Genomic DNA, 21,814 nt, shown 5'->3' with positions numbered 1-21,814 from the left:
CGAGAGGATCTTTATCATGCGCGGATTTCCGAACACAGTCCCGCCTTGAAGAACTCAGTGTTCAACGCCCGTGGACGAAAATTCACTTGCGCTTCTCATTCCAGCGGGAATGAACGCGCCTGATAGCTGTTTGCAAAGGGGCCGAAGGACGCTACCTATTCACCAGCCCCACTTCACGGAACATCCCATGAGCCCTGCCATCGTCGTCACCGCCGCCATGCTCGCCATCGGCGACGAACTTCTTTCCGGCCGCACCAAGGACAAGAATATCGGCCACCTCGCCGATCTGCTCACCCTTTCCGGCATCGACCTCAAGGAGGTGCGCATCGTCGCCGACGACGAGGAGGCGATCGTCGAGGCGCTGAACGCGCTTCGCAGCAAATATGATTACGTCTTCACCTCAGGCGGCATCGGGCCGACGCATGACGACATCACCGCCGATGCCATTTCCAAGGCGTTCGGCGTGCCCTGCGAATATGACGAAGAGGCGATGACGCTGCTGGCCGATATGTACCGTCGCCGTGAGATGGAATTCACCGAGGCGCGCCAGCGCATGGCGCGCATGCCGCGCGGAGCTGTCCATATCGCCAATCCGGTGTCGACGGCGCCGGGCTTCATCATCGGCAATGTCCATGTGATGGCCGGCGTGCCGCAGGTCTTCCAGGCAATGGTCGACAATGTGCTGCCGACGCTTCGAACCGGCACGCCGGTGCTCTCGCTCGCCATCGCCTGCCCTTACGGCGAAGGCGAGATCGGCACGCCGCTGACCGCGATCCAGAAAGCCCATCCGGAAACCAGCATCGGTTCCTATCCCCGATATATCGGCCAGAAATTCTCGACAGAGATCGTCGTGCGCGGTCGCTCGCAGGCGGCGATCGATGCGGCCGGCGCCGAGGTGCACGCCATGATCGAGGCCATCCGCCAGCGAAAGGACATCGCCGAAAACCATTCCGCCGAGGCTTGAGGACAATGCCGGAGCCGGCGACCGAGCTTGATCCCCGTCAAGGAACGGAAGAACGGTCCGGTGCATTCCTTCCCTCGCGCACGCCATTTCAGCGCAAGGAGAATTGATATGTCTTACAAAACCATTCTCGCCATTCTCGATACAACGGACAATAGCAGCGCGGTTGCCGATTTCGCCTTTGCCTTCGCCGCCGAAAGCGGTGCTCATGTGATCGGCCTGCATGCCGAAACCATCTCCGCCGTGCCGCTGGTGGCGCCGATGGAAATCCCCGATCCTGTCGCCGTGCAGGCGCTGCAGGATATGGCGCATGGCGAAACGATCGCGGTCGAGCGGATCTTTCGCACTAAAGCGGAAGCATCGGGCGGCTCCTCCGAATGGCGCAGCTTTGCAACATCAACCGGCTACGGCTCCGCACCGCTGATCGAAAGCGCGCGCAGCGCCGATCTGCTGATCGCCTCGCAGGCCGACCCGGCCAAACCCTCCGACAGCCATGTCGACGTCGACAGTTTCCTGTTCGAAACGGGCCGGCCGGTGCTGATTATCCCCTACATCATCCGCCAGCCAAAGCCGATCAAGCGCGTGCTGATCGCCTGGAACGGCTCGAAAGAGGTGGCGCGCGCCACCTTCGACGCGCTGCCGATCCTCAAGGCCGCCGACGAGGTGGAGATTTTTTCGGTCGATCCGGCCGACACGGCGCTGCAATCGCCGCTGACGCCAGGCGCCGAGATCGCCGCGACACTCGCCCGCCACGGCGTGAAGACTACGCTTGCGACGGCCCGAAGCGTCGACAAAAACACCTCGCATGTCATCGAGAACCGGCTTTCGGACGACAGCATCGATCTTCTCGTCATGGGCGCCTATACGCATTCCTGGCTCTGGCAGATGATTTTCGGCGGTACGACGAAGACCTTGCTGCAATCGATGACGGCGCTGACTCTGTTGTCGCGTTGATGGTTGCCGCCATCATCGGCGCTCTTGCCTTTTACCGGCAAATTCCGTTAATTGCGGCGACCGATGACGCTTCGAGCCTCGGCCACAACTCGCGCAGTGCAGCTCGCGAACTCGCGCGTTGCAACTCGCGATCTCGCGCAGTTGCAACTCGCGCGATTTCTGGTTTGGCCGATTGCCGCCTCAAGCTCGTCCGGTCGCCGGCAAACGGCGTGTTGTTTTTTCATGCCGCGGAGCAGCCCGATGTCCCTTCCCGATAAAGCCTTTCCCGTTTCCTGGGATCAGTTCCACCGCGATGCGCGCGCGCTTGCCTGGCGGCTTGCCGGCCTCGACCAGACGTTCAAGGCGATCGTCTGCATCACCCGTGGCGGCCTCGTCCCGGCCGCGATCATCTCGCGCGAATTGAACATCCGGCTGATCGAGACCGTCTGCGTCGCCTCCTATCATGATTATGTCAACCAGGGCGACATGACGCTGCTCAAGGGAATAGCGCCCGAACTGCAGGAAAATGGCGGCGAAGGCGTGCTCGTCGTCGACGATCTGACGGATACCGGCAAGACCGCTGTCCAGGTACGCACCATGATGCCGAGGGCACATTTCGCCTGCGTCTATGCCAAGCCGAAGGGCGTTCCCACCGTCGATACGTTCATCACCGAGGTGAGCCAGGATACCTGGATCTACTTCCCTTGGGACATGGGCTTCACCTACCAGGAGCCGATTGCCAAGGGTCCGCGCTGATCGCCGATCAGAGCGCGCGATCCTAATATTTACCACTTGAAATTGTTCCAGATTTTGTCAACCCGGCCTCGTGAATCCGCTATCGGGATCTGCACATCTATTTTACCTTATGCTCATATACTAAGCGGGGTGCGAATCGTTTCAAGTTGCGCTTAAAGCGTGCAGCGACGATACGGTACAGGGAAGCAAGATGGCGCGGTGGGTGCATATAGGAGCGGCTGTAACCCTTGGGTTGGCGTCCTTTCTGTTTCCGCCGACGCTTGCCCGCGCCGAGCCTGCTTATATTCCCCTGGTGCGCGACTATGTCGAGACGCGGATCCGGCCAATGGTGGAAACGCCGCTGGTGCTGAAAGCCATCGCCGAGCAGAATGCGCAGTTCGGCAATGTCAGCGAAATGGATATGCGGGTGCTCGACGAGATCTACCGGTCGGAGGTCGATCAGCACCACCTGCAGATGGTCAAGCTGCTGCTCGACAAATCCGTGTCGCATTACCTGAAAACCAGGCAGGACGCCTCGCAGGGGGCGATCGTCGAATTTTTCGTCACCGACAGTCATGGGCTGAACGTAGGGCAAAGCACCATCACCGCCGACTATTGGCAGGGCGACGAGGAAAAATACCTCAGAACTTTCGCCAACGGCTCCCGCGAGATTTTCATCGACCGGGCGGAACGCAACGAATCCACCCAGATGCTCGAAACGCAGGCGAGCTTCGTCGTCATGGACGAAGAGGACAGGCCGATCGGCGTCGCCACCGTCACCATCGCCATCGATGCGCTCTGAAGAGTGCGAATTTCCTCGCCGAATCGGCATGCGCATTTGCGCCGGAAATGCCATCACAAGATTTGCCGCGGGACGTTTTTTTGCCGTTCCAGCACTTTCCTTAGCCGGCGACGCGTGCAAGCCATTGTAATTTCAGGGCTCCCCGGCTTTCCCCAATCTCCACAGGCGCATCCACAAGATGTTGTGGTTAGCAATCTATTAAGAGCCAGCCCTTGACGGAATCACCTGTTTCAAACTTACTGTCTCTGATGTTGCGGCGGCGACAGGACCGGAGGTAACGAGCCCGGTTCCCTTTTGAAAATTAGACGCGGAATCAGGGTAATGTGCCGGGAACGGTTCAGGCCTGACAGGATTTCTGCGCGGTTTTCAGCCTCCAAAAAAAGTGACATTGGGACTGGCGATAATAAGCTGTTAATACTATATTTAGTGTTTGCAGCCACCATCACCACAAGATACAGGAAGAGCATCTCCGGATGACACCCCTGTGACAATACGGAAACGAGACTGGCTGCACGACGACAAAAGTGCCGCCGGATAGGAATTTTGCGCCCTGGTCGCGGGGATCGGGCGCCAACACGAGGTTAAGACCATGCGCATCGAACGTCGTTTCACCAAGGCCGGACACGGCGCCTATGCGGATATCGAATTCCGCAAGGCGACGAGCGAGATCAAGAACCCTGATGGTTCGATCGTGTTCCGCCTCGAGAATATCGACGTTCCCGCGCAGTTCTCCCAGGTCGCGACCGACGTTCTGGCGCAGAAGTATTTTCGCAAGGCCGGCGTTCCCACCCGGCTGAAGAAGGTCGAGGAAAACGACGTTCCTTCCTTCCTGTGGCGCTCCGTTCCCGACGATGCGGCGCTGAAGACCCTGTCCAAGGATGAGCAGACCGGCTCCGAAATCGATGCGCGCCAGGTTTTCGACCGTCTTGCCGGCACCTGGACCTATTGGGGCTGGAAGGGCGGCTACTTCTCTTCTGAGGAAGATGCTTCGGCCTTCCAGGACGAGCTTGCCTATATGCTCGCCACCCAGCGCGTTGCCCCGAACTCGCCGCAGTGGTTCAACACCGGCCTGCACTGGGCCTATGGCATTGACGGCCCCGGCCAGGGCCATTTCTACGTCGACCCCTTCACCGGCAAGCTGACCAAGTCCAAGTCGGCCTACGAACACCCGCAGCCGCATGCCTGCTTCATTCAGTCGGTCGAGGACGATCTCGTCAACGAAGGCGGCATCATGGACCTTTGGGTGCGTGAGGCGCGCCTGTTCAAATACGGCTCCGGCACCGGCTCCAACTTCTCGATGCTGCGCGGCGAAGGCGAAAAACTTTCCGGCGGCGGCCGCTCCTCCGGCCTGATGAGCTTCCTGAAGATCGGCGACCGCGCCGCCGGCGCCATCAAATCGGGCGGCACGACGCGCCGCGCCGCCAAGATGGTGGTCGTCGATATCGACCATCCCGATATCGAGGAATACATCAACTGGAAGGTCAAGGAAGAGCAGAAGGTCGCGGCCCTCGTCACCGGCTCGAAGATCGTCGCCAGGCACCTGAAGATGATCATGAAGGCCTGCTTCAATTGCGAAGGCGGCGACAACGGCGATTGTTTCGATCCGACCAAGAACCCTGCCCTGAAGCGCGAAATCCGCGCTGCCAAGAAGGACCAGGTTCCCGAGAATTACGTCCAGCGCGTCATCCAGTTCGCCCGCCAGGGCTACAAGGATCTCGAATTCAAGACCTACGACACGGATTGGGATTCGGAAGCCTATCTCACGGTATCCGGCCAGAATTCCAACAACTCGGTCTCGATCAAGGACGACTTCCTGCGCGCCGTCGAGAATGATGGCGAATGGAACCTGACCGCCCGCAAGGACGGCAGGGTGATGAAGACGCTGAAGGCGCGCGATCTCTGGGAAACCATTTCCTACGCCGCCTGGGCCTCGGCCGATCCGGGCATCCACTTCAACACGACGATGAACGACTGGCATACGTCGCCGGCCGGCGGCCCGATCCGCGGCTCGAACCCGTGCTCGGAATACATGTTCCTCGACGACACGGCTTGCAACCTTGCCTCGCTGAACCTCTTGCAGTTCAAGGACAAGGCCACCAAGCGCATCAACATCGCCGACTACGAACACGCCGTTCGCCTGTGGACCGTCGTGCTCGAAGTCTCGGTCATGATGGCGCAGTTCCCGTCGAAGCGTATTGCCGAACTCTCCTACGAATACCGCACGCTCGGCCTTGGCTACGCCAATATCGGCGGTCTGCTGATGTCGTCGGGCATTCCCTACGACTCCATCGAAGCCCGCGCCATTGCCGGTTCGCTGACCGCGATCATGACCGGTGTCTGCTATGCGACCTCGGCCGAAATGGCGGGTGAACTCGGGCCCTTCCCCAACTTCGCGCCGAACCGCGAGAGCATGCTGCGGGTCATTCGCAACCATCGCCGCGCCGCCTACGGCGAAACCTCCGGCTATGAGACGCTGTCGATCGACCCGGTCCCGCTGATCCATTCGGAAAACCCGGACCAGGATCTCGTCGCCCACGCCAAATCGGCCTGGGACAGAGCGCTTGAGCTCGGCGAAAAGCATGGCTACCGCAATGCCCAGGTCTCGGTCATCGCGCCCACAGGCACGATCGGTCTCGTCATGGATTGCGACACCACAGGCATCGAGCCCGACTTCGCCCTCGTCAAGTTCAAGAAGCTCGCCGGCGGCGGCTACTTCAAGATCATCAACCGCGCCGTGCCCGACGCGCTGCGCACGCTCGGCTATTCGGAAAGCCAGATCGCCGAGATCGAGGCCTATGCCGTCGGCCACGGCAACCTGAACCAGGCGCCGGCAATCAACCCGTCGACGCTGAAGACCAGGGGCTTCACCGACGAGAAGGTGGACGCCGTCAACGCGGCGCTGAAGAGCGCCTTCGACATCAAGTTCGTCTTCAACCAGTGGACACTCGGCGCCGACTTCCTGAAGGAGACGCTGAAGGTTTCCGACGAACAGCTGGCCGACATGAGCTTCAACCTCCTCGACCATATCGGCTTCTCCCGGAAGGACATCGAAGCCGCCAACATCCATGTCTGCGGCGCGATGACGCTGGAAGCCGCACCCTTCCTGAAGGCTGAGCACCTGCCGGTGTTCGATTGCGCCAATCCCTGCGGCAAGATCGGCAAGCGCTACCTCTCGGTGGAAAGCCACATCCGCATGATGGCGGCGGCCCAGCCCTTTATCTCGGGCGCGATTTCCAAGACGATCAACATGCCGAACGACGCCACCGTCGAGGATTGCAAGAACGCCTATCTGCTGTCCTGGAAGCTCGGCCTCAAGGCCAACGCGCTTTATCGCGACGGCTCGAAGCTGTCGCAGCCGCTCAATGCCTCGCTGATCGAGGACGAGGAGGACGAGGATGCGCTGGAGGAACTGCTGCAGGCGCCCCTCGCCGCTCAGGCGGTCACCATCACCGAGAAGATCATCGAGCGGGTGGTCGAACGTGTTTCGCGCGAACGCGAAAAGCTGCCGAACCGCCGCCAGGGCTATACCCAGAAGGCCGCCGTCGGCGGACACAAGGTCTATCTCCGCACCGGCGAATTCGGCGACGGCCGCATCGGCGAGATCTTCATCGACATGCACAAGGAAGGCGCTGCCTTCCGTGCGATGATGAACAATTTCGCCATCGCCATCTCGCTCGGCCTGCAATATGGCGTGCCGCTCGAGGAATATGTCGAGGCCTTTACCTTCACCAAGTTCGAGCCGGCCGGCATGGTCATCGGCAATGATGCGATCAAGAACGCCACCTCGATCCTCGACTATGTCTTCCGCGAACTGGCCGTCTCCTATCTCGGCCGCCATGACCTCGCGCATGTCGATACGTCGGATTTCTCCAACACCGCTCTCGGCAAGGGCATCCAGGAAGGCAAGACCAACCTGCTTTCCACCGGCTGGACCCGCGGCTACAAGCCGACGCTGGTGTCCGGCACCGGCGGCGAACGCCAGGCTGGCGAACCCAAGGGTTCTGCCACCGCAGCCCCTGCCCGCGCCACGTCCACCGGCACCGTCACCGTCTTTGCCGGTAGTGCTGCCCGCAAGCTGGAGCCGACGGTTGCCATCTCCACCTCCGAAATCGTCGCCTTCAAGCGCGATTACGAGGAGCGCGCCAAGGAGCTGGCCGAAGAGATCGCCGAGGAGGTAACCGAGGAAATCACCAGCGACGCCACCGCCCTCTTCTCCGACAAGGCAGCAGCGGACGCGGCAACGGCGAAATCCGAAGCCAAGAAGCGGGAAGCCGAACGCCGCCAACGCTCGATCATGCAGGGCTATACCGGCAACATGTGCTCGGAGTGCCAGAACTTCACGATGGTGCGGAACGGGACTTGCGAGAAGTGCGACACGTGTGGGGCTACGAGCGGGTGCTCATAAGTAGGGGCACAGATAGATGCGTCGGTCTGTGGAAAACCATAACCTTGTTGTGATCAACGGTGGAGGGCGCAAGCCCTCCGCATGGATCGAAATTCCTCAGACAATTATCTGCCCCTCCCCAACAAACCGTTCGGATGCAACAACTTTTCGAATTGCAGGTTCGAGCGCCCGAAAGGCGCTCGAACTTGGTCACAGGCAACCACTCCTGGATCTTTGGAGTCTTGTTGTTGGACAAATACCGCCTGTTAACAATGCGTTTATAAAATGGGGAACTGGTGAGGTAAGAAACGCTCTCCGGGCCATGAGTGGGAAAACTGAAGAATCGTCTCGGATCAAACTGCCCCGACTTTATTGAACTTGTCGACGTTCTTCAGGAAGTTACTGAAACGTTAGGCGCGCAGGTATTCGAAGAGAAGCAAAAAATGCCTATCATTCGGCACCGGAAATGGCCGCAAAAGACAAGGTGCACGTTCGAGATTTTCCGCGCTTGCTAGCTGAATAAAAGTTTCGGTTTATTTTTGGCATACTTATTTCTGAATCGACCAAAATCACCATCCCGTATGCGACGTTAGCGCCGCCTGAAGGCATCGAGCGGCTGCCCCCCAGGGGCACAAACCGTAGGCATCGCCTACGATGCGGTCCAAAAGGACACAGCAGATGCGGCGTCCAAGGAGAAAAGACGTTTCCGCAAGATTCCATGTGCGCGGCGACAGCTTCTACTTTGCGCCCGCGGTAGTCGATGGTGAAACCGTCTCGGGTGTGGTCTATCCGGAAAAGCGCGGCATCCATCCTCTTGTTGGTCCCGCGGCCGTTCCAGCGTTCGGCAACGACGAGACGACCAAACCTTTAGCCGGAACCCTTGGCGTCCGTTAAAATGGCAAGAAGTCGAAGAGGCGTTTGCTTGTGCTCGCCGCCCAAGACCGCTTCACGCTCCCGGCAATCAACGGCGGGCCGGACGATGGCGCCAAGGGAGATTGATTGAACCGATTGAGCATCGCGTCACACACGTAGTGCCCCCAATTCGTCAGATGCTCCGTTTCCTCCGCGCCCAGGAAATGAAGGTAGGTGCCGACGTCGGAGGGAACGACGAACGACGACTGCAGCGTGTAAGTTGCATATGGCTTAAGTTGGACGTCCTTGCTGTCGATCGACCAATAGACGCCACGCGTTCTCGCGCGCAAAGCAGTTTTGGAGGGATCGTCGAGGCCAAGCATATCAGCCCGTTCTGCGGCCTTGAAACCGCCGATCAGGTCTCGCCGCCTCAAGGCCCTCACCTGATTGTCGGTCGTATCGAGAACGCGCTTGAGCTGAGTAAGATAGTTCCAGTATCCGCTGGTCGAAGAGCGCCAAGGCGCTCCGGCGTCGCTGATGAACAGGCAGTCGCAGCGTTTCAGAGCCGGCTCGATGCCGTGATTGTCGTAAACGCCCCCGTCGCTCAATATCGCCCGGCCCGGAGCGACAGGTTCGCCAACAGTGTGATCGAGTTTTTCCCTCTCCCATGAAAACTGCGACAGATCCAATCGCAACGGTGACAGCACGGGCGGGAATGCAGCCGAAGCGGCAACCGGGGTCGCGAGCGAAAGCGTGGGATGAAACGACACGCCGATCCTGTAGTCGGCGATATAGCGGTTAGACATGCGGAAGAGCGAACCGGTGCTGAGATTGCTGGAGCAGAAGACAAACCAGGGCGATCCCGGAAGATCTCTCAGGCTTGGTGACTTTCCATCGAACAGATGTCGCTCGTAGAGTTTGACGGCTTCCTCCGCCGCGCTCGAGAAGGGATTGAACACGCCTTTCAGAAAGCTCGGCTCATCCGCGAATATCTGACTGAAAGCCAGAATGCGATCGATGTATTCGGTCTTGAGTTGACGGCGACCAAAGACGAGCCGTGGCCACACATAGGCCAGCAGGCCAGACGCGATTGATCCGCCCGATACCGACGAAATCATATCGAGCTTCGCCAGAAGACCGGCTTCGTTGAGCCTAAAAAGCGATCCCGCATGGAAAAGCATGGCCCGATAACCGCAGCCCGAAAGGCAAAGGCCGAGTTGGTAGCGCCCGGCGGGCCTCTCGAGTTCGTCGGATTCCGACAAGACAATGTCCTCCTCGAAATACTCGTCCTCTGAAATGCACGGCCTCCCTCAGGAATGTGAGTTTCCCAACATTTCTTCCTCAGGGCAACCACCGGTCACTCGTCTTTGGGCCTGTGCGCTACTTACTCGCCATACCTCTTGGAGTTGGCATCGCATTTGTGCCACGCCCAGTCCATTCCGGCTTCGCCTTCATGGCCGTAACACCAGTCAACGCGATCAAGCAGCGGACCAAGCGCGTCACGCCGTTTGCAGGCGCGCTCCGTCTCGATGGCGTAACGATCAGTGCTGCCGCGGCAGATGTCGTCCAATCCTATCCACTGATGGATCAATCGATCCGGCGCCTTGGCACCCTTGTCCGTGGCCAGCACCTTTCCGGTCTCGGACTCGATCTGCAGGGAGGCCGTGTTCCACACGAAAGAGAATTCCGCCATCCCGGAGGAAGTCCTACCCGTATCCCGGTTGCGGGCAAACCACTCGACAACTCCTGACATTTCGCATTTTCCGGCGCAACTGGCAGTCAAGGAGCCGGGCTTGACGCTGTATATGCGCTCCGGCCAGTGTTGGGCGAAGGCCGCCTTGTCCTTTAGGACGACGTCTTTGTCGACCGAGGTCCCGAAGAAGGAGACCTCGTCGGCATAGACGCTTTTCATGAAGGCCAGCGCCGAAGCGCTGTCTTTCGACCATTCGTCATTGTATCGGTTGGCGAAATCAATCGCATCTGTGGTCAGGTCGCCGGGTGGGGATGCAGCACCCTCCTCGGGCGCGCTTGGGTCCGCCGACGGCATGTCGGCGGGTTTTGCGCTCACCTGAGGCGCCGCGTCCGCAGGTGGCGACCCGCTTTCCTGTGGCGAGGGCATGTTCTCGGGCGTGTTGATATTCCAGTCCCGCATCTCCGCAGCGGTGAGATACCTTATATCAGTGCTGTCGATCGACAGGCTGAGCTGCAGCAGATTGGGGCTTACCCCCATGTCGGTGAGATATCCGATGATGTCGCCGGTCAGCGATTGAACGGACGAGACTGCCAATTTGTTGTCCATGGGGACATCGTCGGACAGGGAAACCCGATGCACGCCGATGGAGCCCGGCTCGGCAAACCTTTCAACGCCGCCGGCGAAGGCGAAGGCGCAAGCCGATGCACATTCCATGGCTCTGATCTGGATCGTTCTTGCATTCAGCGCGCGGATGGCGCGGCCGAAGCTGATCGCGGTGACCACGTTTCCGCCGGGCGAGTCAAAGCTGATATAGTCCGCTTGATACTGCCTGTATTCGTCGACAAGCTTCATCGGATCGTCGGAGAATTCAAACACGCCCTTTATCACCAGACCACGCTCTCCCGGGGCGCCGTCCAGACGTTGGTAGGAAATTGCCGCATGCCCCTCTCCGGCCATGGCGACGAACGCGAGCAGCATCGATATCAACGAGACGGATTTGCGCATTCTTCCCCAGCCCTCGAGCACCTGTATTTCTCCTGTGGTCATTCGCAGCATAACTTGCGCAGGGGTATAGCCGGATTGAGCCTTGCCTTATCGGCGACCAAACGGCGCCGATTACGGCCTGAAGAACAACAGCTTCGCAGAGAAAGTAGATACCTACCCCAGCAGTATCCGATCAATGCACAAGGGCGATCTTCTGGCAAGCGGCACAATCAGAAGTGTTGAGAGAAGGTAAACGCCAGCGTGAGGATCGCAGTTCACAAGGCATCGACCTGCGCAATGAATATCGGCTATGTCGCCTGCACCGAAGCATTTGACCAGCGAGGCACTTCGTGACTTCTACCCATGACAATCATGCCCTCGACCTGACGAGCGATCCCGATTTCTTTTCCCTGCTCACCGGAAGCCACATGCGCATCGTCGGCCGTCGCCTTGTCCAGGATGGGCAGGGGCCTGACTGGCTTTACCACGATGCGCCTTTCGTGGTCCTCGCGCACAATAGCGAGCCCGACCCACGCTTCATCTACGCGAACCGCACGGCGCAGACCTGCTTCGAATATAGCTGGGATGAATTCATCTCGCTGCCGTCGCGGCTTTCGACCGAGCAGCCTGACCGCGCCGAGCGTCAGCGGCTGCTGGATAGCGTGACCCGCGATGGTTTTGTCGAGAATGGCCGCGGCGTCAGGATCGCGAAATCGGGGCGCCGTTTCTGGATCGAGAATGTGACCGTCTGGCAACTGATCGATGAAGCCGGGACGCGGCTGGGTCAGGCTGCAACGTTCCCTTCGTGGCAGGACGCGTAGTCTCTCTGTCCAATTGCAGGGCCTCAGCCTGATGCATTGTACTTCGGCGGTGACGTCACGGCTTTACGCAGTCGGGATGCGCCGCCTGGAAGGCCGGCAGTTCGGCGCACCGGGCGTCGATATCGACGATACGCTTGAAATTGGTGACATCAACGCCCCAACGGCGGGCATTGTAGACTTGTGGGATAAGGCAGAAGTCCGCCATTGTCAGCCGATCGCCAAAGCTGAAGGCTCCATCGACTTCGCCAATCATCGCCTCCAGCTTGCGCAATCCGTCGGCGATGAAATGCTTCATCCATTCCTCCCGGGCGTCAGCCTTGTCGGTCATGGTCAGGAGATGCGTTACGACATGCATATTGCAGATCGGATGGATGTCCATGGCGACCGCATAGGCAAGCGCGCGGACATGCTGGCGGTCGGCGCTGTCCGATGGCAGCAATCCGTATTCCGGCCGTAGCTCGGCCAGATATTCGATAATGGCCAACGACTGGGTCAGAACTTGTCCATCGATCACCAGGGTCGGCACCAGCCCCTGCGGGTTGAGCGTGAGATAGTCCGGCTTCCTGTGCGCTCCCTCCAGCAGATTGATCGGCACCGTCCGATAGTCGATCTCCAGCAGGTTGAGCGCGATGCGGACGCGATAACTCGCGGACGATCTCCAATAGTCGTAAAGAACGACTTCGCTCATAACGGCTTCATTCCCCCATATCGTTCGACGGTCTGCTCAATTGCCCCGAAGATCGAGTGGCCGGCACGGTCCTTCATCTCGATGCGGACCTGATCGCCGAACCGCATGAAGGGCGTCTTCGGCGAGCCGGTTTCGATCGTCTCGATCATCCGGATCTCGGCGATGCAGGAGTAGCCGTCGCCGCCGTCTGCGACCGGCCTGCCCGCACCGCCGTCGAGCTTGTTGGAAACAGTTCCCGAGCCGATGATCGTTCCGGCCGTCAGATTTCGGGTTTTGGCGGCATGGGCGATCAGCTGGCCGAAATCGAACGTCATATCGATGCCGGCATTGGCCTTGCCGAAGGACTTGCCATTCAGGCTGACCAGTAACGGCAGATGCAGCTTGCCGCCATCCCAGGCGTCCCCGAGCTCGTCCGGCGTCACAGTGACAGGCGAAAATGCCGAAGCCGGCTTGGATTGGAAGAAACCAAATCCCTTGGCCAGTTCGTGGGGGATCAGACCGCGCAGCGACACGTCGTTGACCAGCATCACGAGGCGGATGGCGTCGCGTGCCGCTTCCGGGCTTGCCTCCATGGCAACGTCGCCGGTGACGACGGCGACCTCGCCTTCCATGTCGATCCCATAGGCCTCGTCAGCCACCAGGATCGGCTCGCGCGGCGCGAGGAAACTATCCGAGCCTCCTTGATACATCAGTGGATCGGTCCAGAAGCTTGCCGGCATCTCGGCGCCGCGCGCCTTGCGCACCAGTTCGACATGGTTGACGTAAGCGGAACCGTCGGCCCATTGATAGGCCCGCGGCAAAGGTGACGTTGCGTCATGCTCGTGAAACCGGAGCGTCGGCTGGGCGCCTGTCTCGATGCCTTCGGCAATCAGCGCAAGTCTCGGCGCCACATGCTCCCAGTCGTCGAGTGCTGCCTGCAGCGTGCGGGCGATATGGCCGACTTCGGAGCAGCGGGTCAGGTCGCGGGACACGACGACGAGGCGGCCGTCTCTGGTGGAATCCTTCAAGGTCGCAAGTTTCATGTTCCAATTCCGATGCTATCACTTGATACCGGGGGTTCCGTCGAACTTGCGTTCCAACCCGTCCCAGCATTCGAGGTAATCGTCCTGCAGCGTTTCCAGCTCGGCTGCGTATTTCGTCAGTTGCTGCGGGTATCGGGTCTCGAACATGAAGGCCATGGTGTGATCGAGCTTCACCGGTTTGAGCTCGGCATTGGCTGCCTTTTCGAAGGCGAGCGCATCCGGCCCGTGGGGCAGCATCATGTTGTGCAGGCTCATGCTGCCCGGCACGAAACCCTCCTCCTTGGCGTCATACTGGCCATGGATCAGGCCCATGAATTCGCTCATGATGTTGCGGTGGTACCAGGGCGGACGGAAGCTGTGCTCGGCGACCTGCCAGCGCGGCGGAAAGATCACGAAATCGACATTCGCGGTGCCTGCATCTTCGGTCGGCGCCGTCAGCACCGAAAAAATCGACGGATCGGGGTGATCGAAGCGGATGGCGCCGACTGGAGAAAATGTCCTGAGGTCATATTTGAACGGCGCGTAGTTGCCGTGCCAGGCCACGACATCCAGCGGCGAATGGCCGATCTCCGTGACATAGAATTTTCCGCACCACTTCACATGGACGCGGCAAGGCGTTTCCTTGTCCTCGAAGGCGGCGACAGGTGTCTTGAAGTCGCGCGGGTTTGCCAGGCAGTTGGCGCCGATCGGCCCGCGGTCGGGCAGCGTGAATTTGGCGCCGTAGTTCTCGCATAAATAACCACGCCAGACCGTCTGTTCGCCGGTCCTGGCTACCTTGAACATCATGCCGCGGGGGATGAGACATATTTCCAGGGGCTCGACATCGATAATGCCCATTTCGGTGAATATTTGGATGGCGCCGAGCTGCGGTACGACCAGCAGTTCGCCATCGGCATTGAAGAAGTAATCGTCGACCATGTCCTCGTTGAAGACATAGGCATGGGCTGACATGCCGACCTGGGTCACGGCATCGCCTGCCGTCGTGATGGTCCGCACCCCTTCCAGAAAGTTCAGTTTCTCCGTTGGTGCGGGGATCGGATCCCACCGAAGCTGGCCCAGCGGCAGCGAATGTTCGTCGAGGCAAGGCGCGGTTTTCCAGAGCGGATAGGTGGCGTTGGAGAAGCGCCGGGTGTGACGCACGCTCGGGCGAATGCGATAGAGCCAGGACCTCTCGTTCGTCCCGCGCGGCGCGGTGAACGGCGAGCCGGAAAGCTGCTCGGCATAAAGACCGTAATTGCATTTCTGCGGGCTGTTCTGGCCCTGCGGCAAGGCGCCGGGAAGCGACTCGGTTTCGAAGTCATTGCCGAAGCCCGGCATGTATTTCAGCTTGTTTGCCGTTGCGCCTTCACCGCCCGACGTCTGGATCGATGTCTGGTCCATGCTCAACTCCTCCCCGAAAAACTCTCCGCCGAGCGTCTTTTCAGACGCGCGAGAGAGCTTACTCCGCCGCCGTCCCGATGACACCACGCCTGATCTGATCGGCCTCGATCGACTCGAAAAGAGCCCGGAAATTACCTTCGCCGAAACCTTCGTCGCCCTTGCGTTGGATGAATTCGAAGAAGATCGGGCCGATGACGGTTTTGGAGAAAATCTGCAGCAGGATTTTCGTCATGCCGCCATTCACCACGCCTTCGCCATCGATGAGGATGCCGTGTTTCTTCATGCGTTCGATGGGTTCGCTGTGGCCGTTCACGCGTTCATAGGACATGTCGTAATAGGTCTCCGGAGGACCCGGCATGAAGCGCAACCCGTTGTCGGCAAGCCGGTCGGTGGCGCCGTAAATATCCTCGGTGCCGACGGCGATGTGCTGGATGCCCTCGCCCCGGTACTTCTTCAGATATTCCTCGATCTGGCTGGTGTCGTCCTTCGATTCGTTCAGCGGAATGCGGATCTTGCCGCAGGGCGAGGTGATGGCGCGGCTCACCAGACCGGTGATGCGGCCGTCAATATCGAAGAAGTGGATCTGCTTGAAATTGAACAGCTCGCGGTAGAAATCCCACCACTTGTCCATGTTGCCGCGGAAGACGTTGTGGGTCAGGTGGTCGAGATAATAGAAACCGATCCCCTCGGGGCGCGGGTTGCGCTCGCCCAGCCAATCGAATTCAGCATCGTAAGCAGATCCCTTGGCGCCATAGGTTTCGACGAAATAGAGCAGCGAGCCGCCAATGCCTGTAATGGCCGGGACGTCGAGTAGCTTGTCATCACCTTCATAGGGAACGGCGCCTTTCGACAACGCGTGGTCGAAAGCGTGTTTGGCGTCGACGACACGCCAGGCCATCGATGCGGCGCAGGGACCATGTTGCTCGACAAAGCGGGCGGCATGGCTGCCGGGCTCGGCATTGACGACATAGTTGATGTCGCCCTGCCGCCAGACGGTGATGTCCTTGGTCTTGTGCCTGGCAACGGCGACATAGCCCATGCGTGTGAAGAGCTCGCTGAGCTTTTCGGGTTCGGGATGCGCGAACTCGACGAATTCGAAGCCGTCGGTGCCGGCCGGGTTGTCGGCGGTGATTTCGGATGGCGGTGCATTATGCGGGAAAGGACCCATTTTCTCCTCCTGATTAGATGGGAGTTTGACTGCGCAAAGTGTGGCCCAAAACGCGTGCAAAATCCTTGCATTCTTCATGCCATGAGAAGATATTATGCACGGTTCGTGAGCGTTTTGGAGATTTTACGCAATGGATGAACAGCTCGACAAACTGGATTTGCGCCTACTACAGGAACTGCAAAAGGACGGCAGGCTGACGAACAACGAGCTCGGCGATCGCATCGCGCTTTCCCCGTCGCAATGCTCGCGCCGGCGGACGAGACTGGAGGCCGAGGGCTATATTCGCAGCTATCGGGCTTACCTTGACCGGGAAAAACTGGGGCTGGATATGCTGGTGGTCATTTCCGTGACGCTTGCCACCCACAACAGAGACAATGCCCAGCGATTTTCCCAGCTGATCAACGGGCTGCCGGAGGTTCTCGAAGCCTATGCACTGACCGGGGAGATGGACTATCACCTGAAGGTCGCGACCCGCGGGCTCGCCGACCTCTCCAAATTCGTCAACGACGTTCTGTTGCCGCACGAGTCTGTGCAGCACGTGAAGACCTCGATCGTGCTCGATACGCTGAAGACCTTCGAGGGCTTTCCGGTGCGCATGCCCGGCAGCTGGCACGGCGACAGCGCGCGATGATCTCCCATTGCCACCGATCAACGACTTATTTGGCGATAAGCGTCAAAGCGGCAGTTCGGTCGAGAATTTCAGCTCGCGCAGCACGAAGCTCGAGACCACCGTGCGCACATGCGGGTTGCGCATGAGGTAGCGGGTCATGAAAGCTTCGTAGCTTTCCACGTCCCTCGCCCGGATCTTCAGCATGTAATCGAAAGCGCCTGACAAGGCGTAACACTCCATGATCTCCGGCCGCTCCAGCACCACCGAAGCGAAAGAGGCCACCGCCTCTTCGTGATGATCCTCCAGGGTGACATGGGCGATCACGCAGAGTTTGAGATCAAGTTTGCCGGGATCGAGCAGCGTCACGCGCTTGCGGATGACGCCGTCGGCTTCCAGTTCCTGGATCTTCCGCCAGGCCGAGCTCTGCGACATGCCGGCCTTCTCAGCCAGATCTGCCAGCGACAGGCTGCCGTCGGCCTGGATGAGCTGCAGAAGGGTGCGGCGAAAGTTCCCAGTTTCTTTCATTTTCTGCCCAACACTCGGGAAAATCTGCCACCATTATGGCAAGAGCCAAGATGAAAGAAAAGAAAATCCGCCAAAGCTGGAGGATAATGGCAGGAATATCGTCATGCTCCGGGAGGATCAGCCTATGACCAAGGAAAGCAGCTACACCGCCAAACTGCCAGGCCCGGACGGCCTCTATGACTACACAGCCGAGGAAGATGCGATCTGGGGCGAACTCTACCGGCGCCAGATGAAAATGCTGGCCGATACCGCCTGCCAGGAATATCTCGACGGCGTCAAACTGCTGGGCCTCAAGCCGGAGAAGGTGCCGCAGCTTCTCGATGTGAGCCGACGCCTGAACGACACCACCGGCTTCGGGGTCGAAGGCGTGCCGGCGCTCATTCCGCCCTCGCGCTTTTACGAGCTTCTGTCGCAAGGCAAATTCCCGCTCGCAACCTTCCTGCGCCGTCGCGAGCATATCGACTATATCGAGGAACCGGACCTGTTCCACGAGGTCTTTGGTCACTGCCCGCTGCTGACCAACCAGAGTTATGCCAATTTCGTCCGGCATTTCGGCGAAACCGCCGTCCGCCTCGGCAAAGGTTATTCCTGGCATCTGTTCCGGATCTTCTGGTTCACGGTCGAATTCGGCCTGATTAACACGCCGCAAGGCCGCCGCTGCTTCGGCGCAGGCATCGTCTCATCGCCAAGCGAGGCGAAGGCGGCAACGGAGGGTATGGCCTGCGAATTTCGGCCGTTCGATCTGCTGAGCGTGCTGAGAACCCCCTACCGTATCGATATCCTCCAGCCGATCTACTACGTCATCGACAGCTTCGCCGATCTGGAGGCGATCATAGAGCAGGATATCGAGGCTACGATCCTCAAGGCGAAATCGCTCGGTGATTTCGCCCCCGCTTTCGAGGCCAAGGCTTCGTAAGCGCTGAAGCGGTGGGGAAGAGCGTGGGATCGCAGCATGCTGCGTGTCACTTCGGAGCGGCTGAACTTCGATTGACGAAGTCGACCAGGACACCCGGCTTGACCATGGCGGCCAGCTCTTCGACGTCCCAGTTCGTCAGCCGAACGCAACCATGCGAGCCAACCTTGTCGATGAGCTTCGGCTCAGGTGTCCCGTGTATTCCATAGGTCGGCTCCGTCAGGTCGATCCAGACGGTTCCGACCGGGCCGTTCGGCCCTTTCGGAATGGTCAGGACCTTGTCGTTCTTTCCCTGCTTGAAGTTCAGCTTCGGGTCATAGCGGTAGACCGGCATCCTCGCGACGCCCTTGACCTTGTGCTTGCCCGACGGCGCCGGATTGTCTTCGCTTCCAATCGTCGCCGGGTAGACTGCAAGCAGTGCTCCGTCCTCGGCATAGGCCAGTACCTGCCCGGTCTTCCTGTCAGCTTCAATCCTCTTGACCTTGCCTTCCCTTGGGGGACCAGGATTCACGACCCACACCGTGTCGCCAGGAGCGAACTGCGAAGCCGGGTTGAGCGCGTTCACAAGATCGATACCCATATGAAACCGCTCGGATAGCTTCTCCGCAACGCTGGTATATCCCAAGCTCTGCATCCTTGCCTTCTCGCCGTAATCCTCGGGGATCCGGTCAACGAGACCCTTGGCATCCTCTGGCGAGACGACATAGCTCTCGACGATCGGGGCAACGCCTTCCAAGCGGGAAACGACCTCTGCATCCGGCCTGCCATCGACAGGAAGGCCGTTCATCGCCTCGAAACCGGCGACCGCCTTGTTGACGTTCTCGCCGGCGAGCCCGTCGATGACGCCAGGAGACGCGCCGGCGCGGTCGAGCAGGACCTGAAGGCGGATGATCGCCGGGTCCGGATCTTCGGACGAGCGCTTGTCTGCTTTGATGGAAGCAATCGAAGCGGCGTTGATTGCATCGGGCTTGAGTTCCCCCGCGGCGGCATCGCCAACGGAGATGACCAAAGCGAGCAGCGATATCGGCAGGGCTGTTTTCATAAACGACAAATGACCATCGCCGAAACTTGTTCCATCGAGCAAAGCTACTCGGACTTTAGGCTTAGTCGCTTCAAGTCCTTCTCCAGATCACAGCGTCTTCGCACGGCTCTTGGCTTCGCGCGATCTTGCCGCGTGACGGGCGGGCCTGAGTTCCTCGATCGTCGGCAGCCACCACTTAGCGTCCTGAAGCGGCGGCATTTTCGCGGGCCGGGTGCGGACGAGTTCTTCGAGTGTGGGCACCCGCCAATATCCCCAGACCTGATCGTCGGTTCCGCGGGGATAGAGGTCCGCCACGACAGCCGGGTCGGCGAGTTCGCCGGTGACCTCCGTAAAGACGACGATCCCATACGAGATCGCGACGGGTCTCCCGATCGGCGGCAGGTCGTCGCCGGGAAGCGGGTAACGACGGCGCTTACGTTCCGCGGAGCGGAGCCTGCTGCGGAGATCCAGCGCGGTCCCCTTCCGCTCCTCGGCTCGACGTCGTCTCTCCTCCGGCTCGTTTCTTCGGGCCGCCGCTTCGATATCCGGCCATCTGCGCCTGAGTTCCTCATAGGATCGGCAGGGAACGTGCCATATCTTGAGATCGCCGTCCCACCGGGAGAAGGGCACTTCGCGCAACTCGTCGACGGCGGTCTTCGAGTATGGCGTGCGGATTCGAAAGCCTGCCTTGCCAAGCTCGAGGTATGGACTATCGATCGGATCGAAGGCGAAGGCATCGCGTCCCTTCGCATCCGCATGGGCGTCGGCTTCGGCCTCCTGCTCGGCAAGCCATCGTCCGATGCGACGGGAGGCAGTCCGGCCGGGAACGAACCAGGCCTTGCGGGCGTCGCTCCAGCGGGCACGGGGGAAGCGTCGTCGAAATTGCTCGACGGTCATCCTGTCGTAAGGAAAGGAAACGTCAGCGCCGGGCTTGGGGTCGTCATCGCCGGACGGCGCGTCGTCACGATCAGCCGGGGATTTCGTTTCGGTCATGGAAGGAGAACGTTTGCGCCAAGGGATCGGTTTCCCGGGGGCGACACCAACCCCTCAATTTTCAATCAACAAGAACGACGACTGCTCGACACGGACGCGGGCAATTCCCCCTCAGTGAATTGTCTTCAATCGCTGGTCCGCATGCGAAATATCATGCAGCGTTGCCATAAGCTTTTCGAACTCGCTCAAGACACGATTGAACTCGCCGTCCGGCATGCCCGTGATTTCCGATATGGTCGACGAAACCGAGGCGATGAGCGTGTCGATCCAGACGCAACGGTCGGCCGGCACGTTGCCGAGAACCTCCTGCCGATGCGTCTTCAGCTCCCGCAGAATGCGGATGATAAGGGCTCCCCGGTCCGCCCTGCTCAAGGACCGCAGCCTTATCTGCGCCCTCTGAATTTCCGTTATCAGCGTCGTCGCCATCCCCTGCTCCCCGACCCTCAACACAACCGATATCACAACCGTAGCGTTTGCAACACGGACTTTGGTCCTACTGCGGCTCGACACCGTGATGATCAATTACTCGTCGCCACGAGGACCGGCGCGTCGCAGGTGCGCCGCGGGCCGTCCCATGGTTGATATGTATTGTCTTCCGGTCGATACGACCTGTAGCGAGCGGAGCACCAAGCCGTCTTCGCATTCACTTTGGTGCCCGCACCTTGATCGGCCTCGGCGATATCAGGCTGGTACGACGAAGAGCAGGCGCGGATCTCACCGCTATAGGATCGATAGGTGTTGGTCGCAGGATCGAAGGAGCGGTAACGTTGCGCGCACCAGGCGAGGTGCTCGGCCGAAAATTTTGGCAGCTGTGCCAGGCGCTCAGTTGACGGGCCAGCGGATTCCGGCTTCGTCGTTGCCGTCATGATGGCCGGCGCCTCGGTGACATAGCTGGAATAGAGAGGCGCAATCCGTTCATAACGCTGCAGTCGAGGGTCCACTTTCACCGGTTGCGTCGTCCAGAGATCGGGCGCCGCAAGATCCTGGAAGGCATGAGGCTCGGAATCCGCCACGACGTGGGAGGCAACGGATGCGGCGGCTATGCAGGCCCCGACGGAGCTGACGATTCCAAAGGCGACAGATGCCAGCGCGTTCATTGGCCCACCCCCTGCTGTTGCGCCTGCGGAACCCAGACGCGGCCGGCAGTGCTGCCATGTCGTCCGCCGGTGACGACAAGCATGGCGAGGATGCCGGCGATCGCCAGCAGGATCGCTATCAGCGGCAGGGCCAGACCTGCGGATTTCTCTTCGGAATAGATCATGTTCCTCTCCTCGGCCCCGGCGGCGGCGCTCTCCGCCGGGCACCGGCTGTCACGCACAACCCCGCAAT

At 59.9% G+C, this 21,814-nt stretch carries 21 protein-coding genes; 9 read left to right on the top strand and 12 right to left on the bottom strand.

Translation table 11 applies throughout. The features are described 5' to 3' along the window. The first annotated feature begins 187 nt into the window (after positions 1-187). From HJB89_RS16980 to HJB89_RS16955, 6 genes are all read left to right on the top strand, one after another. Positions 188-964 (top strand): competence/damage-inducible protein A, encoded by a 777-nt coding sequence (locus tag HJB89_RS16980; RefSeq protein ID WP_207583904.1) that lies wholly within the window; start codon positions 188-190, stop codon positions 962-964. A 108-nt stretch (positions 965-1,072) separates the two neighbouring features. After that, positions 1,073-1,915 carry a universal stress protein gene (locus HJB89_RS16975; RefSeq protein ID WP_207583903.1) on the top strand — a complete coding sequence of 281 codons (843 nt, stop codon included), beginning with the start codon at positions 1,073-1,075 and terminating at the stop codon, positions 1,913-1,915. A gap of 240 nt (positions 1,916-2,155) precedes the next feature. After that, a complete protein-coding gene (gene gpt, locus HJB89_RS16970; RefSeq protein WP_164009136.1) occupies positions 2,156-2,650 on the top strand; it encodes a xanthine phosphoribosyltransferase in 495 nt (164 codons plus the stop codon). A 190-nt stretch (positions 2,651-2,840) separates the two neighbouring features. Continuing rightward, positions 2,841-3,431, top strand: coding sequence for a hypothetical protein (locus tag HJB89_RS16965; RefSeq protein ID WP_207583901.1), 591 nt, complete (start codon positions 2,841-2,843; stop codon positions 3,429-3,431). 589 nt (positions 3,432-4,020) lie between these two features. Then, the gene (locus tag HJB89_RS16960) at positions 4,021-7,836 is read left to right on the top strand and encodes a vitamin B12-dependent ribonucleotide reductase (protein WP_221150250.1); all 3,816 of its coding nucleotides are present in this window, start codon (positions 4,021-4,023) and stop codon (positions 7,834-7,836) included. 657 nt (positions 7,837-8,493) lie between these two features. Next, the gene (locus HJB89_RS16955) at positions 8,494-8,709 is read left to right on the top strand and encodes a hypothetical protein (RefSeq protein ID WP_221150249.1); all 216 of its coding nucleotides are present in this window, start codon (positions 8,494-8,496) and stop codon (positions 8,707-8,709) included. Here the strand turns inward: HJB89_RS16955 and HJB89_RS16950 are convergent. Further along, entirely contained in the window at positions 8,706-9,935 is a 1,230-nt protein-coding gene (locus HJB89_RS16950; RefSeq protein ID WP_409201828.1) for a patatin-like phospholipase family protein, read from the bottom strand. The two genes, HJB89_RS16955 and HJB89_RS16950, sit on opposite strands and share 4 nt — an antisense overlap. 116 nt (positions 9,936-10,051) lie before the next feature. Further along, positions 10,052-11,386 (bottom strand): hypothetical protein, encoded by a 1,335-nt coding sequence (locus HJB89_RS16945; RefSeq protein ID WP_221150247.1) that lies wholly within the window; start codon positions 11,384-11,386, stop codon positions 10,052-10,054. 308 nt (positions 11,387-11,694) lie between these two features. Between HJB89_RS16945 and HJB89_RS16940 the strand changes: the two genes are divergently transcribed. Then, positions 11,695-12,165 carry an MEKHLA domain-containing protein gene (locus HJB89_RS16940; RefSeq protein WP_221150245.1) on the top strand — a complete coding sequence of 157 codons (471 nt, stop codon included), beginning with the start codon at positions 11,695-11,697 and terminating at the stop codon, positions 12,163-12,165. A gap of 55 nt (positions 12,166-12,220) precedes the next feature. On the opposite strand, the gene maiA is transcribed toward HJB89_RS16940, so the two are convergent. The 4 genes from maiA to hppD are packed head-to-tail and all read right to left on the bottom strand — an operon-like array spanning position 12,221 to position 16,423. Then, a complete protein-coding gene (maiA, locus tag HJB89_RS16935; protein ID WP_221150244.1) occupies positions 12,221-12,853 on the bottom strand; it encodes a maleylacetoacetate isomerase in 633 nt (210 codons plus the stop codon). Continuing rightward, positions 12,850-13,875 carry a fumarylacetoacetate hydrolase family protein gene (locus tag HJB89_RS16930; protein ID WP_221150243.1) on the bottom strand — a complete coding sequence of 342 codons (1,026 nt, stop codon included), beginning with the start codon at positions 13,873-13,875 and terminating at the stop codon, positions 12,850-12,852. Before HJB89_RS16930 ends, maiA begins: the two co-directional genes overlap by 4 nt. An 18-nt stretch (positions 13,876-13,893) precedes the next feature. Then, the gene (hmgA, locus tag HJB89_RS16925; protein WP_221150242.1) at positions 13,894-15,255 is read right to left on the bottom strand and encodes a homogentisate 1,2-dioxygenase; all 1,362 of its coding nucleotides are present in this window, start codon (positions 15,253-15,255) and stop codon (positions 13,894-13,896) included. A 58-nt stretch (positions 15,256-15,313) separates the two neighbouring features. Next, positions 15,314-16,423, bottom strand: coding sequence for a 4-hydroxyphenylpyruvate dioxygenase (gene hppD, locus HJB89_RS16920; RefSeq protein WP_221150241.1), 1,110 nt, complete (start codon positions 16,421-16,423; stop codon positions 15,314-15,316). A gap of 130 nt (positions 16,424-16,553) precedes the next feature. On the opposite strand from hppD, the gene HJB89_RS16915 reads away from it, so the two are divergent. Next, positions 16,554-17,054 carry an Lrp/AsnC family transcriptional regulator gene (locus tag HJB89_RS16915; protein ID WP_209885195.1) on the top strand — a complete coding sequence of 167 codons (501 nt, stop codon included), beginning with the start codon at positions 16,554-16,556 and terminating at the stop codon, positions 17,052-17,054. A 42-nt stretch (positions 17,055-17,096) separates the two neighbouring features. Here the strand turns inward: HJB89_RS16915 and HJB89_RS16910 are convergent, their stop codons facing one another. Then, complete coding sequence (locus tag HJB89_RS16910; RefSeq protein ID WP_064838158.1) at positions 17,097-17,558, bottom strand: Lrp/AsnC family transcriptional regulator; 462 nt, start codon at positions 17,556-17,558, stop codon at positions 17,097-17,099. 124 nt (positions 17,559-17,682) lie between these two features. On the opposite strand from HJB89_RS16910, the gene HJB89_RS16905 reads away from it, so the two are divergent. Continuing rightward, a complete protein-coding gene (locus tag HJB89_RS16905; protein ID WP_207583888.1) occupies positions 17,683-18,474 on the top strand; it encodes a phenylalanine 4-monooxygenase in 792 nt (263 codons plus the stop codon). A 46-nt stretch (positions 18,475-18,520) separates the two neighbouring features. On the opposite strand, the gene HJB89_RS16900 is transcribed toward HJB89_RS16905, so the two are convergent. The 5 genes from HJB89_RS16900 to HJB89_RS16880 all read right to left on the bottom strand — a co-directional run bounded on the left by HJB89_RS16900 (position 18,521) and on the right by HJB89_RS16880 (position 21,746). Further along, complete coding sequence (locus HJB89_RS16900) at positions 18,521-19,522, bottom strand: L,D-transpeptidase family protein (RefSeq protein WP_221150240.1); 1,002 nt, start codon at positions 19,520-19,522, stop codon at positions 18,521-18,523. A 78-nt stretch (positions 19,523-19,600) separates the two neighbouring features. Continuing rightward, on the bottom strand, positions 19,601-20,485 hold the full coding sequence (locus HJB89_RS16895) for a hypothetical protein (RefSeq protein WP_221150239.1): 885 nt from the start codon (positions 20,483-20,485) through the stop codon (positions 19,601-19,603). 111 nt (positions 20,486-20,596) lie between these two features. Continuing rightward, positions 20,597-20,911 carry a hypothetical protein gene (locus HJB89_RS16890; protein WP_207583885.1) on the bottom strand — a complete coding sequence of 105 codons (315 nt, stop codon included), beginning with the start codon at positions 20,909-20,911 and terminating at the stop codon, positions 20,597-20,599. A 92-nt stretch (positions 20,912-21,003) separates the two neighbouring features. After that, positions 21,004-21,582, bottom strand: coding sequence for a BA14K family protein (locus HJB89_RS16885; protein ID WP_207583884.1), 579 nt, complete (start codon positions 21,580-21,582; stop codon positions 21,004-21,006). Further along, the gene (locus HJB89_RS16880; protein WP_221139574.1) at positions 21,579-21,746 is read right to left on the bottom strand and encodes a hypothetical protein; all 168 of its coding nucleotides are present in this window, start codon (positions 21,744-21,746) and stop codon (positions 21,579-21,581) included. Before HJB89_RS16880 ends, HJB89_RS16885 begins: the two co-directional genes overlap by 4 nt. Positions 21,747-21,814: the final 68 nt, after the last annotated feature.

It is taken from the genome of Rhizobium sp. NZLR8, assembly GCF_019685025.1.
GTDB lineage: Bacteria > Pseudomonadota > Alphaproteobacteria > Rhizobiales > Rhizobiaceae > Rhizobium.
This window is presented reverse-complemented; position numbering and strand designations above follow the sequence as displayed.

What these genes read in the sequence shown, in the direction of transcription:
- HJB89_RS16980 (WP_207583904.1), top strand. Translation starts at nt 188, where the DNA reads ATGAGCCCTGCCATCGTCGTCACCGCCGCCATGCTCGCCATCGGCGAC.
- HJB89_RS16975 (WP_207583903.1), top strand. Translation starts at nt 1,073, where the DNA reads ATGTCTTACAAAACCATTCTCGCCATTCTCGATACAACGGACAATAGC.
- gpt (WP_164009136.1), top strand. Translation starts at nt 2,156, where the DNA reads ATGTCCCTTCCCGATAAAGCCTTTCCCGTTTCCTGGGATCAGTTCCAC.
- HJB89_RS16965 (WP_207583901.1), top strand. Translation starts at nt 2,841, where the DNA reads ATGGCGCGGTGGGTGCATATAGGAGCGGCTGTAACCCTTGGGTTGGCG.
- HJB89_RS16960 (WP_221150250.1), top strand. Translation starts at nt 4,021, where the DNA reads ATGCGCATCGAACGTCGTTTCACCAAGGCCGGACACGGCGCCTATGCG.
- HJB89_RS16955 (WP_221150249.1), top strand. Translation starts at nt 8,494, where the DNA reads ATGCGGCGTCCAAGGAGAAAAGACGTTTCCGCAAGATTCCATGTGCGC.
- maiA (WP_221150244.1), bottom strand. Translation starts at nt 12,853, where the DNA reads ATGAGCGAAGTCGTTCTTTACGACTATTGGAGATCGTCCGCGAGTTAT.
- HJB89_RS16930 (WP_221150243.1), bottom strand. Translation starts at nt 13,875, where the DNA reads ATGAAACTTGCGACCTTGAAGGATTCCACCAGAGACGGCCGCCTCGTC.
- hmgA (WP_221150242.1), bottom strand. Translation starts at nt 15,255, where the DNA reads ATGGACCAGACATCGATCCAGACGTCGGGCGGTGAAGGCGCAACGGCA.
- hppD (WP_221150241.1), bottom strand. Translation starts at nt 16,423, where the DNA reads ATGGGTCCTTTCCCGCATAATGCACCGCCATCCGAAATCACCGCCGAC.
- HJB89_RS16915 (WP_209885195.1), top strand. Translation starts at nt 16,554, where the DNA reads ATGGATGAACAGCTCGACAAACTGGATTTGCGCCTACTACAGGAACTG.
- HJB89_RS16910 (WP_064838158.1), bottom strand. Translation starts at nt 17,558, where the DNA reads ATGAAAGAAACTGGGAACTTTCGCCGCACCCTTCTGCAGCTCATCCAG.
- HJB89_RS16905 (WP_207583888.1), top strand. Translation starts at nt 17,683, where the DNA reads ATGACCAAGGAAAGCAGCTACACCGCCAAACTGCCAGGCCCGGACGGC.
- HJB89_RS16895 (WP_221150239.1), bottom strand. Translation starts at nt 20,485, where the DNA reads ATGACCGAAACGAAATCCCCGGCTGATCGTGACGACGCGCCGTCCGGC.
- HJB89_RS16890 (WP_207583885.1), bottom strand. Translation starts at nt 20,911, where the DNA reads ATGGCGACGACGCTGATAACGGAAATTCAGAGGGCGCAGATAAGGCTG.
- HJB89_RS16885 (WP_207583884.1), bottom strand. Translation starts at nt 21,582, where the DNA reads ATGAACGCGCTGGCATCTGTCGCCTTTGGAATCGTCAGCTCCGTCGGG.
- HJB89_RS16880 (WP_221139574.1), bottom strand. Translation starts at nt 21,746, where the DNA reads ATGATCTATTCCGAAGAGAAATCCGCAGGTCTGGCCCTGCCGCTGATA.